The 14,266-nt window shown below is 72.6% G+C and carries 12 protein-coding genes; 3 read left to right on the plus strand and 9 right to left on the minus strand.

What is annotated here, in order from left to right; translation table 11 throughout:
• The first annotated feature begins 8 nt into the window (after positions 1 to 8).
• Complete coding sequence (locus B5D66_RS13665) at positions 9 to 1,283, plus strand: thymidine phosphorylase (protein ID WP_078762115.1); 1,275 nt, start codon at positions 9 to 11, stop codon at positions 1,281 to 1,283.
• Positions 1,284 to 1,325: 42 nt separating this feature from the next.
• On the opposite strand, the gene B5D66_RS13670 is transcribed toward B5D66_RS13665, so the two are convergent.
• The 6 genes from B5D66_RS13670 to deoC form a co-directional block, all read right to left on the minus strand.
• Positions 1,326 to 2,975 carry a phospho-sugar mutase gene (locus B5D66_RS13670; protein WP_078762116.1) on the minus strand — a complete coding sequence of 550 codons (1,650 nt, stop codon included), beginning with the start codon at positions 2,973 to 2,975 and terminating at the stop codon, positions 1,326 to 1,328.
• A gap of 55 nt (positions 2,976 to 3,030) precedes the next feature.
• A complete protein-coding gene (locus tag B5D66_RS13675) occupies positions 3,031 to 3,828 on the minus strand; it encodes a purine-nucleoside phosphorylase (protein WP_078762117.1) in 798 nt (265 codons plus the stop codon).
• 132 nt (positions 3,829 to 3,960) lie between these two features.
• Positions 3,961 to 4,512, minus strand: coding sequence for a GNAT family N-acetyltransferase (locus B5D66_RS13680; RefSeq protein WP_078762118.1), 552 nt, complete (start codon positions 4,510 to 4,512; stop codon positions 3,961 to 3,963).
• A 107-nt stretch (positions 4,513 to 4,619) separates the two neighbouring features.
• On the minus strand, positions 4,620 to 5,537 hold the full coding sequence (locus B5D66_RS13685) for an aldehyde dehydrogenase family protein (RefSeq protein WP_078762119.1): 918 nt from the start codon (positions 5,535 to 5,537) through the stop codon (positions 4,620 to 4,622).
• Positions 5,530 to 6,972: an aldehyde dehydrogenase family protein gene (locus B5D66_RS13690; protein WP_078762120.1), complete on the minus strand. Its 1,443-nt coding sequence runs from the start codon at positions 6,970 to 6,972 to the stop codon at positions 5,530 to 5,532. Before B5D66_RS13690 ends, B5D66_RS13685 begins: the two co-directional genes overlap by 8 nt.
• 3 nt (positions 6,973 to 6,975) lie before the next feature.
• On the minus strand, positions 6,976 to 7,920 hold the full coding sequence (gene deoC, locus B5D66_RS13695; RefSeq protein WP_078762343.1) for a deoxyribose-phosphate aldolase: 945 nt from the start codon (positions 7,918 to 7,920) through the stop codon (positions 6,976 to 6,978).
• Between the two features lie 149 nt (positions 7,921 to 8,069).
• On the opposite strand from deoC, the gene B5D66_RS13700 reads away from it, so the two are divergent.
• Positions 8,070 to 8,762 carry a hypothetical protein gene (locus B5D66_RS13700; protein ID WP_078762121.1) on the plus strand — a complete coding sequence of 231 codons (693 nt, stop codon included), beginning with the start codon at positions 8,070 to 8,072 and terminating at the stop codon, positions 8,760 to 8,762.
• Positions 8,763 to 8,782: 20 nt separating this feature from the next.
• Here B5D66_RS13700 and B5D66_RS13705 read toward each other — a convergent pair whose 3' ends face one another.
• The gene (locus tag B5D66_RS13705; protein ID WP_078762122.1) at positions 8,783 to 9,466 is read right to left on the minus strand and encodes an HAD family hydrolase; all 684 of its coding nucleotides are present in this window, start codon (positions 9,464 to 9,466) and stop codon (positions 8,783 to 8,785) included.
• A 132-nt stretch (positions 9,467 to 9,598) separates the two neighbouring features.
• Positions 9,599 to 11,719: a catalase gene (locus B5D66_RS13710; protein WP_078762123.1), complete on the minus strand. Its 2,121-nt coding sequence runs from the start codon at positions 11,717 to 11,719 to the stop codon at positions 9,599 to 9,601.
• Between the two features lie 479 nt (positions 11,720 to 12,198).
• Between B5D66_RS13710 and B5D66_RS13715 the strand changes: the two genes are divergently transcribed.
• Positions 12,199 to 12,849: a TetR family transcriptional regulator gene (locus B5D66_RS13715; RefSeq protein WP_159457267.1), complete on the plus strand. Its 651-nt coding sequence runs from the start codon at positions 12,199 to 12,201 to the stop codon at positions 12,847 to 12,849.
• A 42-nt stretch (positions 12,850 to 12,891) separates the two neighbouring features.
• Here B5D66_RS13715 and B5D66_RS13720 read toward each other — a convergent pair whose 3' ends face one another.
• Entirely contained in the window at positions 12,892 to 14,127 is a 1,236-nt protein-coding gene (locus B5D66_RS13720; protein ID WP_200813642.1) for an FUSC family protein, read from the minus strand.
• Positions 14,128 to 14,266 lie beyond the last annotated feature (139 nt).

Below are 14,266 nucleotides of genomic sequence, written 5' to 3' on the forward strand. Positions count from 1 at the left end.
GAGAGCGAATGGACGTCATCGACATCATCGTCGCCAAGCGCGACGGCGCCGAGCTGGCTCCCGACCAGATCGACTGGGTCATCGGCGCCTACGCGCGCGGGGAGGTCCCCGACGAGCAGATGGCCGCCCTGTGCATGGCGATCGTGTGGCGCGGCATGACGGCGGCCGAGGTCAGCCGGTGGACCGAGGCGATGCTGCGTTCCGGCGAGCGCCTGGACTTCTCCGACCTAGGCCGGCCCACCACCGACAAGCACTCCACCGGCGGTGTCGGCGACAAGATCACCCTCGCCCTCACCCCGGCCGTCGCCGCCTGCGGGGCCGCGGTCCCCCAGCTGTCGGGGCGGGGGCTCGGCCACACCGGGGGGACACTGGACAAGCTCGAGTCGATCCCCGGCTGGCGGGCGTCGCTGACCCCCGGGGAGATGCGCGGCGTGCTGCGCGACGTCGGCGCGGTGGTGTGCGCGGCGGGCCCCGGGCTGGCGCCCGCCGACCGCAGGCTGTACGCGCTGCGCGACGTCACCGGGACGGTCGAGTCGATCCCCCTCATCGCGAGTTCGATCATGTCGAAGAAGCTCGCCGAGGGGACCGGCGCGCTCGTGCTCGACGTCAAGGTCGGTTCCGGCGCGTTCATGCGCGACACCGCGTCGGCGCGGGAGCTCGCCCGCACCATGGTGGGGATCGGCCGCGACCACGGCGTGGGCACCGTCGCGCTGCTGACCGCGATGGAGGCCCCGTTGGGGCGGGCCGTGGGCAACGCGCTGGAGGTCGCCGAGGCGGTCGAGGTGCTGGCGGGCGGCGGCCCCGAGGACGTGGTCGAGCTGACCGTGACGCTGGCCCGCGAGATGCTGGCGGCTGCGGGCCTCCCGGGGGCCAAGGACCCGGCCGACGCGCTGCGCGACGGCTCGGCGATGGACGTGTGGCGGCGGATGGTCGCCGCCCAGGGAGGAGACCCCGACGCGCCCCTGCCGGTGGCGGCCGAACGTCGCCAGGTGCTCGCCGCGGAGTCGGGGCTGCTGACCCGCCTGGACGCGCGCGCCGTGGGGCTGGCGGCCTGGAGGCTGGGGGCGGGACGGGCCCGCAAGGAGGACCCGGTCGTGCCCGGCGCCGGCGTCACCCTGCACGTCAAACCGGGCGAGGAGGTCCGCGCCGGGGCACCGTTGTTCACCCTGCACGCCGACGACCCGAGGCGTTTCGACCACGCCGCCCAGGCGCTGGAGCGGGCCTATGAGATCGACGGCGGCTACGACCCGCTGCCCCTGGTCATCGACCGGATCGACGGGTGAGTCCCGGCGCCGGGGCCGTCTCGTCCCGGCGCCGTTCGCGGCTCACCCGTCGAGCAGCCGGGACACCGCCTCGCCTATCCCGGCGAGGCGGTCGCGCCCTTCGGCGCGCGCCCGCGCGACGTCGTCGGGCGCCGGCAGGGCCACCTCCAGGTAGGCCTTGAGCTTGGGTTCGGTGCCCGAGGGGCGCAACGTGACCCGGGCGGCCACCTCACCGCCCAGCCGGTAGCGCAGCGCGTCGGTGGCCGGCAGGCCGCCGCGTCCCCGCGCGAAGTCCTCGACGGACTCCACCGGCAGGCCGTCGATGTCGTCCGGGGGTTCGGCGCGCAGCCGGCGCATCCGTTCGCCCATCCCCTCCATCCCCGCCGCGCGCAGCGACACCTGCCGGGTCAGGTGCAGGCCGTAGCGGCGCGCCTGGTCGTCGAGCAGGTCGACGAGCGTGCGGCCGCGCCGCTTCGCGCCCGCGGCGAGGGCCGCCACGGCCAGCGCGGCGCTAATGCCGTCCTTGTCGGCGACGGGGCGCCCCCCGTCGCCTCCCAGGCAGTACCCCAGCGCCTCCTCGTAGGCGAAGACCGGTCGGGCGGTGGCGTCCCCGGCGCGCACCAGCCACTTGAAACCGGTGAGCGTCTCGGCGTAGCGCACCCGGTGTGCCGCCGCGATCTTGCGCAGCAGGCCCGCCGAGACGATCGTGGTGGCGACGATCCGGTCGGGGCCGCGGGTGTGGGTCAGGACGTGTTCGGCGAGCAGCCCTCCGATCTCGTCGCCGGTGAGCAGGCCGTGGCCTGGAACCGCGACGGCGAGCCGGTCGGCGTCGGGGTCGTTGGCGACGACCAGGTCGCTGCCGTCGCGCTCGCCCGCGGCCAAGGCCAGGTCCATGGCCCCGGGCTCCTCCGGGTTGGGGAAGGCCACCGTGGGAAAGTCCGGGTCGGGCTCGGCCTGTTCGCGGACCACGCGGGGCGCCGGGAAGCCCGCCCGTTCGAACGCCGCGAGCAGGGTCGCCGTGCCGACTCCGTGCAGCGCGGTGTAGGTGAGATCGATGCCGCGGTCGGGGCCGAGGGGCAGCGCGGTCACCGCGTCGAGGTAGCGCTCGACGGCCTCCTCGCCGAGAACCCGTCCGCCGTCGCCGCGCGGGAGCGCGCGCACCGCGCCGACCTCGTCGATCCGCGCGGAGATCTCGCTGTCCGCCGGGGGGACGATCTGGCTGCCGGCGTGGGGACCGGCGCCGCCGACGTAGACCTTGTAACCGTTGTCCCCGGGCGGGTTGTGGCTGGCGGTGACCATGACGCCGGCGTCGGCGGCCAGGGCGCGCACCGTGTGGGCCAGCACCGGGGTGGGCAAGGGGCGGGGCAGGGTCAGCGCGACGCACCCCGCGCCCGTGAGCACCTCCGCGGTGTCACGGGCGAACCGGGCGGAACCGTGCCGGGCGTCATAGCCGATGACCACGGTGCGGCCGGGGCCGAGCCAGGCGGCGAGGCCGGCCGCGGCGCGCATGACCGTCACCCGGTTCATCCGGTTGGGGCCGGCCCCCAGGGCGCCCCGCAACCCGGCCGTGCCGAACTCCAGCCGGCCGGAGAAACGGTCGGCCAGCCCCGCCTCGTCGCCGGCGTCCAGCAGGGCGCGCAGCTCCGCCCGGGTCCGCGGGTCGGGGTCGTCGGCGAGCCAGGCCAGGGCCTGCTCGCGATGGTCGTCTCCCATGGGGGTGGATCGCCTTTCCGCCTTGTCCGGTTGGGACGGGACCGGCCCGCCCGGGTCACAGCCGCTCGACGATGGCGGCCAGCAGCCTTCCGACCCCGGGGGCGGCGTCGCGCCCGGTCTCCAGGACCTCCTCGTGGTCCAGCGGCCGATCGGACAGTCCGGCCGCGACGTTGGTGACCAGGGAGAGGCCGAGGACGTCGGCCCCCTGCTCCTTGGCGGCGATCGCCTCCAGCGCGGTGGACATCCCGACCAGGTCGGCGCCGAGGGCGCGCAGCATGCGGATCTCCGCGGGCGTCTCGAAGTGGGGGCCGGGCATCGCCGCGTAGACGCCCTCGGCGAGCGAGGGGTCGATGTCGCGGACGAGTGCGCGCAGCGCGGCCGAGTAGGTGTCGGTGAGATCGACGAAGGACGCTCCGCGCAACGGGGAACGGGCGGTCAGGTTGATGTGGTCGGCGATCACGACGGGACGCCCCACCCGCAGCTCCGGGCGCAGGGATCCGGCGGCGTTGGTGAGGATGACCGTCGAGGCGCCGGCCGCGGTGGCGGTGCGGACGTTGTGCACGACCGCGTCGGTGCCGTGCCCCTCGTACAGGTGGGTGCGCCCGAGGAATACCAGCAGCCGGCGTTCCCCCGCCTTGACCGCCCGGACCAACCCCGCGTGTCCCTCGACCGCGGGCGGCAGGAAGCCCGGCAGTTCGTGGACCGGGAACTCCTCGCCGGCCGCGCCCAGCTCGTCGGCCGCCGACACCCAGCCCGACCCCATGACCAGCGCGACGTCGAAGGAGTCGACCCCGGCCCGGGAGCGGAGTTCGTCGGCGGCCTTGCGCGCCACCTCATGGGGGTTGCTGCTCACAGTCGTCTCTCCTTCGCCTCGTTCACGGCGGGGCGTCGCGCCCGCGTTGGTGGCATCCTGGCGGCTGAGGACCGTCGAGGCAAAGGCGAACCGCCCGGCGGGCGCCTCCTGCCCCGGCCACGGCCCCCGATTTCACGTCCTGAGCCCGCGACGCAGCACGAATTGGGGGCCCGTGTCCTCGCTCAGGTAGCGGTAGCCCGTGTGGCCGAACCCTCCGGCGAGATAGGCGCGGATCGCCGTGTGGTTGTGCTCGTTGACGGTGAGCAGCACCTCGCCGGCCTCGGGGGCGACCTCGCGCACCAGCGGGTCCAGCGCGGCACACGCCCCACGCCCGAACCCGTGCCCCTGCCAGCGCGAGTCGATGTAGAAGGCCCGCAACAACACGGTGCGGGAGGGGTCCGCGACGACCTCCGCGGGCGCGCCGCGGCGGTCGATGATGCCGAAGCCGACCGCGGTCCCCTCGGCGACCACCGCGAAGGGGATCCGCTGGGAGTCGGCGTCGGCGCGGGGCAGGGTGTTGACCGCGAGGTCGCTGAAGCGGTGCTGTCCGGGGGCGAGCCGGTGTTTGAGCACGGCCGCCCGCAGGTTTCCGGTACGCGGGTCGTCGCCGTCCAGGCGTACCAGTTCCACGTCCGCGGGGCCGACCGTCACGGTCGGCGCACCGATGCTCCTGCTGTCGGTCATGTCCGTCCTCGCCGTCGTCCGCTCCCCGCGCCGATCCGGCGCGGGGACTCCACGAACCGGTGTATTCCACGCCGATGGAAAACACAAGGGACGTACGGCTCTCCTGGTCAGACGCCGATGGGGTGCCAGACGGTCTTGGTCTCCAGGAAGCGCGTCATCCGCTCGATCGGGGGTTTCGCGGCCCAGTCGGGTGCCGGCCGGGGACGCATGACCCGTTTGAGCGTCGCCGCCGCGCTTTGCTCCAGCTCCGCGGCGAGCCCGCCCGCCCCGGTCAGGTCGAGTCCGTTGACGTCGGCGTGTGCGGCCAGCGTCGGGGCGAGCTCGGCGGTGCGCCCGGTGAGGATGTTGACGACCCCGCCGGGCAGGTCGGAGGTCGCCAGCACCTCGGCGAGGGTGATGGCGGGGAGCGGCCGCTCCTCGCTGGCGACGACGACCGCGGTGTTGCCGGTGGCGATCACCGGGGCGACGACCGAGACGAACCCCAGCAGCGGGTCGTCCTGGGGCGCGAGGACCGCGACCACCCCGCTCGGCTCGGGCGTGGACAGGTTGAAGTAGGGGCCCGAGACCGGGTTGGCGGCCCCGGCCACCTGGGCGATCTTGTCGCTCCATCCGGCGTAGTGGACCCAACGGTCCACGGCGGCGTCGACCGCCGTCTCGGCGGAGCGCCGGTCGCCGCCGGTGGCCGCCGCGACCTCGTCGACGAACTGGGCGCGGCGCCCCTCCAGCATCTCGGCGACCCGGTAGAGGATCTGTCCCCGGTTGTAGGCGGTACGCCCGACCCAGCCCGCGAACGCCGCCCGCGCGGCGACAACCGCGTCGCGGGCGTCCTTGCGGGAGGCCAGCGCGGCGTTGGCGAGGTGACGGCCGTCAGGGGATGTCACGGGATAGGACCTGCCCGATTCCGAGCGCGGGAACGCGCCCTTGACGTAGAGCTTGTAGGTCTTGCGCACCACCAGGCGGGCCGGTTGCGCGGCCGGCTCCCGAACGGCCCGCGCCCGTCCCCGCGTCTTGTCGTCCTTACCCATCGAGGTAGGCCTCCAGCCCGTGTCGCCCGCCCTCACGGCCGTAGCCGGATTCCTTGTAGCCGCCGAAGGGGCTCGCGGGGTCGAACTTGTTGAACGTGTTGGACCAGACCACGCCGGCGCGCAGCCGGTTCGCGGTCCACAGCATCCGGGACCCCTTCTCCGTCCACACCCCCGCCGACAGGCCGTAGGGCGTGTTGTTGGCCTTGAGCACCGCCTCCTCGGGGGTGCGGAAGGTCAGGACGGACAGGACCGGACCGAAGATCTCCTCGCGCGCGACACGGTGTGCCTGGCTGACGCCGGTGAACACGGTCGGCGCGAACCAGTAGCCGCGTTCGGGCAGGTCGCAGGCAGGGGACCAGGCGGTGGCCCCCTCCTGCTCGCCGGTGGCGGCGAGGTCGCGGATGCGGGCCAGCTGCGCGGCGGAGTTGATGGCGCCGACGTCGGTGTTCTTGTCCAGCGGGTCGCCCACGCGCAACCGCTCGATGCGGGCGCGCAGCCGGGGCAGGAACTCCTCGGCGACGGACTCCTGCACCAGCAGGCGCGATCCGGCGCAGCAGACGTGGCCCTGGTTGAAGAAGATCCCGGTGACCACGCCCTCGACGGCCTGGTCGATGGCCGCGTCGTCGTAGACGATGTTGGCGCCCTTGCCGCCGAGTTCCAGGGTGAGCCGGCGGTCCGTTCCGGCGACGGTCCGGGCGATCTCACGGCCGACCGCGGTGGACCCGGTGAAGGCGACCTTGTCGGTGCCCGGGTGGGCCACGAGCGCGCGCCCGGTCGAGGCCGCGCCGGTCACGATGTTGACGACCCCGGGCGGCAGGCCCGCCTCCTGGCAGATCTCCGCGAAGAGCAGCGCGGTCAGCGGGGTGGTCTCGGCGGGTTTGAGGACGACGGTGTTGCCGGTGGCCAGCGCCGGGGCGATCTTCCAGGCCAGCATGAGCAGCGGGAAGTTCCACGGGATGACCTGGGCCGCCACGCCCAACGGCCGCGGCGCGGGCCCCAGCCCCGCGTGCTCCAGCTTGTCGGCCCAGCCGGCGTGGTAGAAGAAGTGCGCCGCCGCCAGGGGGATGTCGACGTCGCGCGTCTCCTTGATGGGTTTACCGTTGTCCAACGTCTCCAGCACGGCGAGCTCGCGGGCCCGCTCCTGGATGATGCGGCTGATGCGGAACAGGTATTTGCCCCGCTCGGCCCCCGGCATCGGGCCCCACACCTCCTCGAAGGCGCGACGGGCGGCGCGGACCGCGCGGTCGATGTCGGCCTCGGAGGCGACCGCGACCTCGGCCAGGGGCTCCTCGTCGGCCGGGTTGAGGGTGGTGATGCGTTCCTCGCCGGAGGCCGGGGTGAACTCACCGTCGATGAACAGGTCGTAGGAGGACCTGAGGGAGACGACGGCGCGTGACTCCGGCGCGGGCGCGTACTCGAAGATCTCGTCCGCCATCGCCTAGTCCAGGGTGTAGTAGTCGGGTCCGGCGTAGACGCCGGTGGACAGCTTGGCCCGCTGCATGAGCAGGTCGTTGAGGAGGCTGGAGGCGCCCAACCGGAACAGCGCCGGATCCAGCCACGCGGCCCCCGCGACCTCGTTGACCAGGACCAGGTAGCGGATGGCGTCCTTGGTGGTGCGGATGCCCCCGGCCGGTTTGACCCCGACCCTGCGGCCGGTGAGCGCGTGGAAGTCGCGGACGGCCTCCAGCATGACCAGGGTGACCGGCGGGGTGGCGGCCGGGGAGACCTTGCCGGTGGAGGTCTTGATGAAGTCGGCGCCCGCGTGCATGGCCAGCCAGGAGGCGCGGCGCACGTTGTCGTAGGTGACGAGCTCCCCGGTCTCCAGGATGACCTTGAGGTGGGCGCCGGCGCAGGCGTCCTTGACCGCGACGATCTGGTCGAAGACGGCGCGGTAGTCGCCGGCGAGGAAGGCGCCGCGGTCGATGACCATGTCGATCTCGGAGGCGCCGTCGGCGACCGCGCGGCGGGTGTCGGACAGTTTGGCCGCCAAGGGGGAGCGCCCGGAGGGGAACGCGGTGGCCACCGACGCCACCGCGACCCCGGTGTCGGCGAGCGCCTCGACGGCGACCGCGACCAGGTCGGGGTAGACGCACACGGCGGCGACCGGGGGAACCGACCGGTCCGCGGGGTCGGGGTGGGCGGCCTTGACCGCCAGCGAGCGGACCTTGCCGGGCGTGTCGGCGCCCTCCAGGGTGGTCAGGTCGACCATGCGGATGGCGAGGTCGATGGCCTGGGCCTTGGCGGTCGTCTTGACCGACCGCGTGGCGAGCTGGGCGGCGCGCTCGCGGGCGCCCACCTCGTCGACCCCGGGGAGTCCATGCAAATAGGCCCGCAGCGACGTGTTGGACGCCGCGATGTCGGGCGCGGGTGTGGTGCTGGGCACGGCCACCTCGATCGTTCGGCTTCTCAGCAGCGACCACCCTAACCCGCGCCGGTCTCCTCCGGCCCGCCGGCGTCGCCGACGCCGCGCCTCCCACGCCCCGGAGGAGGACCTAGGCTGGGACGAAGGTGCCACGAGGGTGAGGAGGGGCCATGGCGGAGTTGCGGATCTCGTCGCACGACGGTCTCGATCTGCGCAGGCTCGCGACGGCGTTGGCCGAGTCGCAGGGCTGGCCCCGCGACCGCGTGGGCATCTGGGACAACCGCGACGGCAGCGTCGTCCTGACCGTCGACGACGCGCTGCTCCAGACGGCCGAACCCGACCCGCTGAACACCCCGGTGCACACGCGCAGCGACGTGCACCGCGCCTGTGAGCTGCTACGCCGACGCGACACCTCGCTGCGGGGCGTCGACTTCGGCCGGATGCGCGCCGAGGCGGCCCGCTTCTTCTCGGCCGGCTGGACGATCGCCGACCTGCTGCACGCGCTCAGCCATCGCCCCGACGGGCAGCCCTGGCCGCGCGGCGAGGGCTACCAGGGCGAGGAGTGGCTGGAGCACCGGTTGCGCAACTGGAAGACGCCGACCGGAGACATCCGGCCGTCGGTGTCGCAGGAGAGCGCGCAGCTGCGGATCGTGGGCCGTGTCGGGCTGCCGGAGGACCTCGGCCTCCCCGACGACCAGCCGCGGACGCGCCAGGCCGCCCGGCCCGAGGTGGCGCGCGCGGCCGCCGACGACGCCCGCCGGCTGATGCGCGCCCACACCCGCACGACCAGCAACGCGCTGGAGCATCGCGAACGCACCGCGGCCCGCATCACCCGGGCCGACCCGTCCCCGTCCGCCGGCTGACCCGGCCGTCGGCGGGCACCTCAACCGAACAGGTCGACGAGGGCCGCGAGTCCGGTGACCCGTCGGAAGCGGTCGTCCTCCTCGGGCAGGTCGTCGTGTCCGCCGGTGGCCGGTGCCACGAGGACCGCCCCCATCCCGGCCGCCAGCGCGGGCCAGACGTCGGTCTGCGCGGTGTCGCCGACCACCCAGGTGTCGGCGGGGTCGAGGTGGTGGCCCTGCGCGAAGGCCAGGTAGGTGGCGGGGTCCTTCTGGCGGACGTTGCCGATTCCGGCGAACATCGGGGCGAGCCCCGAGGCCTCGATCTTCGCGCCCTGCTCGGCCGGGGCGCCCTGGGCCAGGAGGAACAGCCGGTTGTCCGCGGCCAGCGCGGTCAGCGTCGGCGAGGCGTCGGCGACGAGGCGAAGCGCGCGGTCGCGGACGGGCGCGCAGGTCCGTTCCAGGGCGATGCGGTCGGCCTCGGTGGGCGCCGAGTCCGGGCGTAGACGGGCCAGGCAGTCGGTGAGGCTACGCTCGAAGACCCCGGCGCGGTAGCCGTGCGTGGCGGAGTTGAGGCGCTGGGCCTCGTCGAGGATCTCGCGCACCTGCCCGGGAGAGAGCCCCGGCCGGACGAGGTGGCGGACGAAGAGGTCGATTCCCCGGGCGAAGGTCTCCCCCTCCCGCCACAGGGTGCCGTCCGCGTCGAAGATCAGGTTGCGCCGTCCCACGCCGCTCCTCCTCAGCCGTGCCTGCGGGCGCCCCCATCATCCCCGGCGCATCCGGGGGAAAACCGGTCTTCGGTGACCGGGGAGGGGACGAACGGCCCGGTCCGGGAGCCGGGGTCCCGGCCCGGGCGCGTCTCAGGCGGGAACCGACGCCACGTCGCGGTCCCACACGCGGTGGCGGGCCAGCAGGGAGGCGAAGGTCTCGTGGAACTCCCTGTCGTCGCCGTTGCGGTGGGTGACGACCCCCTGGTCGGTGACGATGCCGTCGCCTCCGCCGGCGAGCCGCAGTTCCGGCAGTGGCAGCCTGGCGATCACGTCCACGCCCGCGCCCATCGCCGCGATCGGTTTGGCGTGCTTGAACGCCTCGATCACATAGAACTTCGCCAGCCCGTCGGCGGCCAGCGCCGCGGCGCCCTCCACTCCCCCGGGCACGACGACCGCGTCGTAGAGCACCGACGCCATGGTGTTGATGGCGTGGTCGACCTCCAGCGTCCCGCCGTCGCTGGTGGTCACCGTGCCCTCGGTGGGTGCCAGCACTTCGACGGTCGCGCCCTTGGCGGCCATCGCCTCGCGCAGGGCGGTGACGCCCTTGGCGTCGACACCGTCGGCCGCGAGGAGGGCGATCTTGCGGGTGCTGATGGTGTCCATGGCCGTGTTGGCCTGGCTGAGCGCGGGCGAGGAGGCCCCGTGGTTGGGTTTGACCTCGCGCTCGGGCGGCGTGACACCGATGCCCTTGGCGATGCGCACGGCCATCTCGTGGTCGACGTTGTTGAGGTTGGCGACGACCCGCTCCCGGACCGACTTCTCGTCGCACTTGTTCAGCTCGAACTGGAAGGCGGCGATCATGTGCTCCCGTTCCCAGTCGGCGAGGCTGTTGTAGAACAGCGTGGCCTGCGAGTAGTGGTCCTGGAAGCTGTCACTGCGCTTGCGGATCTTGTGCCCGTCGACCCGCTCCTGGTAGTGCCGGAAAAGCCCCTCGGTGTCATCGGAGATGTAGGGGCAGCCGCCGCCCAGGGAGTTGGGGAAGTAGTTGGTGCGCCCGCGGTGGACGCGGCGCTGGTTGTAGCCGTCACGCTGGTTGTTGGAGACCTCGGCGAGCGGACGGTTGACCGGGATCTGCTGGAAGTTCGGCCCGCCCAGGCGGATGAGCTGGGTGTCGAGGTAGGAGAAGTTGCGGGCCTGCAACAGCGGGTCGTTGGTGAAGTCGATCCCGGGGACGATGTTGCCCGTGCAGAACGCGACCTGCTCGGTCTCGGCGAAGAAGTTGTCGGGGTTACGGTTGAGCACCATCTTGCCGATGGGCGTGACCGGAACCCGCTCCTCGGGGATGATCTTCGTGGCGTCGAGCAGGTCGAAGTCAAAGGCGAACTCGTCGCTTTCAGGCACGATCTGCACGCCCAGCTCGAACTCGGGGTAGTCGCCCTTCTCGATCGCCTCCCACAGGTCACGGCGGTTGTAGTCGGGGTCCTTGCCCGCGATCTTCTGGGTCTCGTCCCAGACCAGGGAGTGCGTGCCCAGCTTCGGCTTCCAGTGGAACTTCACGAAGGTGCCCACACCGTCGGCGTTGACGAAGCGGAAGGTGTGGACGCCGAACCCCTGCATCATCCGGTAGCTGCGCGGCAGCGCCCGGTCCGACATCACCCACATCATCATGTGCGTGGTCTCGGGTTGGAGTCCCACGAAGTCCCACAGGTTGTCGTGGGCCGACTGGGCCTGAGGGATCTCGTTGTGCGGTTCCGGCTTGACCGCGTGCACGAAGTCGGGGAACTTGATGCCGTCCTGGATGAAGAACACCGGGATGTTGTTGCCCACCAGGTCGAAGTTGCCGTGCCGGGTGTAGAACTTCGTGGCGAAGCCCCGGACATCGCGAACGGTGTCGGCGGAGCCGCGGAAACCGGCGACCGTGGAGAAGCGGACGAAGACCGGTGTGCGCTGCGAGGGGTCGCTGAGGAAGTCGGCGCAGGTGTAGCGGGACATGGACTCATAGGGCTGGAAGTAGCCGTAGGCTCCGGAACCACGGGCGTGCACGACCCGCTCGGGGATGCGCTCGTGGTCGAAGTGGGTGATCTTCTCGCGGAGGTGGAAGTCCTCCAGGATGGTCGGTCCCCGTTCCCCGGCCTTCAGCGAGTTGTCGGTGTCCTCCACCCGGACACCGGTCTCGGTGGTGAGAGGGCCGCTGGAGTCGGTGCGGTACCGCTCCAGCTGCTGGTCCTTCTCGTCGCGTGCGGGATCGGTCTTGCGCTGCGCGTCGGGCATGGTGCCACCTCGTGGTGTGGGGTTGTCGTTCCGCCCGCTACGTCTGACCGATTCACCGCGAAGCGAACCATCCTCCTGTTACCGGCTTCCGTAGTTTTTTCTTGACTTTCCCCAGGTCACGGACAGGGTGCGGCCACGCCGTTCGCGCCGCGCGGCCACGCCCCGGGCCACGGCCGATGCGGACCGCGCCCCCGAACGGGCATTCGCCGGCCAGACGTCGCCGCCCGCGCTCTCGGGACGGTGGCCTCCCCCTGTGGGTCGAGGCGGTCCCCGCCGGATCGCCGTGGCGGCGGCGCCCCGGCGGAACACGCTCCCCGTACCGGTGACCGCTGGATCCGCCGGGCATCGGCCCCCACCAGGACCACGACGGCGGGACAGACGGGACAGAACTGTCAGCGGCCGACCATTGACAGCCCATGCCCCGCTGGTCGACGCAGGTGTATTCTCGCCGCCAAGAAGGCGAACGGGAGGTGACGGCGGTGACGACCCTGACGGAACCTCCCGCCCGTGCCGGTCTACGCGAGCGCAAGAAGGCCATGACCCGTGACGCGCTGATCGACGCGGCCCTGCGCCTGTTCGCCGAGCGCGGCTTCGACGCGACCACCACCGAGGAGGTCGCCGCCTCCGTCAACGTCTCCCAACGCACCTTCTTCCGCTACTTCGCCGGTAAGGAGGACGTCGTCCTCGCCGTGGACGCGGAAACCGCCGAGACCATGCACGCCAAGCTCGCCGGGCGCCCCGCCGAAGAGCACCCCTTCACCGCCCTGCGCGGGGCGTTCCTGGAGACCTGGGGCGAGATGGACGAGCCGGCCCTCCACCGGCACTCGGTGGCCGGACGGCTGATCGGCTCCTGTCCCCAGCTCCTGGCCGCCCACCTGCGTCAGGTCAACGAACACCAGGATCGCGCCGCCGAGGCGATCGCCCGGCGCACCGGTGTGGACCCGCGGATCGACCCGCGTCCACGGCTGGTGGCCGCCGCGTTCGCCTCCATGGCCCGTCTGGCCCACAGCATGTGGTGCGAGACCGGATGCGGGGACGTCTCCGACCTCCTCCGCATCTTTGAGCGGTGCTTCGACCACCTCGGTGCGACGATCACCGAACCGTGGCGGGACCTCGAAGCGATGGTGTGACCGGCACCGTGGCCGCCGGCGCGGGGTGAGGGCGCCGACGGATCACCGCCCCTCCCCTTGCGCGGTCGGGGGGTCGGCGGCCAGACCGATCGAGCGGGCCAGCCGTTCCTGAACGAACCGGAGCTCCTCCAGCAGCCGCGCGGCGTCCACCAGCAGGATCCCGTAGGCGTGGGAGATCTCCGCCGGGTCCAGGGACGTGCGCCGCACCGTGGCCGCGAGCCGGTCATAGCCCTCCCCCGCGGTGTCGAGATGCTCGCGCAGCCGGTCCACCTGCTCGGCCAGGCGCTGCCCGGTCAGCTCCGTCAGCTCCTGCGTCGCGCCGCCGATCCCCTCCAGGAAGTCGCCGTACTCGGCCAGGAAGTCCGGGTAGGGCTGGTCCTCGGCCGCGGTGCCGGTGGCGTAGTACAGTCCGCGCGTCAGTGAGGTGAGCTGCTCGGTGATCCGCCCCAGGGCCTCCACGACGTCGCGGTAACCGTGGAAGGAGGCGCCCCGGTGGCGCTGCAACAACCGCCGCGGGTTGAACCGGACACTCTCCTGGGCCCCCTCCACCGCCGCGAGCGCCTGCGGCACCAGGCCCTCGATCCGCCGCGCCCGGCGCCACCAGTCGCCCGTGCGGTCCTCACCGGGGACCCCCTCGCGCAGCCCCGGCGCCATGTCCCCGAGCAGGTCGTCCATTGCCCGGGCCAGGGTGGTGATCCCGTACTCGGCGCTGCGGTAGCGCATGGGCGGGAGCACCAGCAGGTTTACCGCGACGCCCAGGCCGCAGCCGACGAGCACCAGCACCACGATCTCCGTCAACCGGGTCACCTGGTCGTAGGTGGTGGTGACGGTCGCAAACGACGAGTAGGCGAAGAACGCCGCCGTGGCCACCTGGGGCCCCTGCGGGCCGAGGCGGCGCCACCTGCTGATCGTCAGCGCCACGAGCGCGACCAGGGTGAAGGTCCACAGGTGGGTGCCGAGCAGAAATCCCAGCACCGCCTGGACGACGACCCCGAGCGTGACCGCCAGGACGTAGCGCAGCGACTGCACCACCGACTGGTAGACCGTCACCTGCACCATGAGCACGGCCGAGAAGGGCGCGAACGCCGGGGAGTCCGCCTTCACCACGGTGTCGGCGATCACCCAGGCCACGCAGGCGGCCAGGGCGCACTTGAGCACGATCAGGACCGTCTCGCGTTCGTGTCCGCCGTATCCCCGCGCCCGCCTGAACCTCGCGAAGAGCCGTCCGATCCGGCTCTCGTCCCGCTCCGGCGTCCCGTCGTCGTGCCGCTGCGCCACCGGCTTCCCCGCCCCAGATCCACCGTCCCCGTTCACCTGCCCTCTTTCGCTTCCCCCTCCCGACTCGGGCATGCACGGTCTTGTCGGCGGCGCCGCGAAGGCGTATACATCCTCATTACGTGAACCCGTGCGCTACTTC

The sequence above is a fragment of the Marinactinospora thermotolerans DSM 45154 genome (assembly GCF_900167435.1).
Classification (GTDB): Bacteria; Actinomycetota; Actinomycetes; order Streptosporangiales; family Streptosporangiaceae; genus Marinactinospora; species Marinactinospora thermotolerans.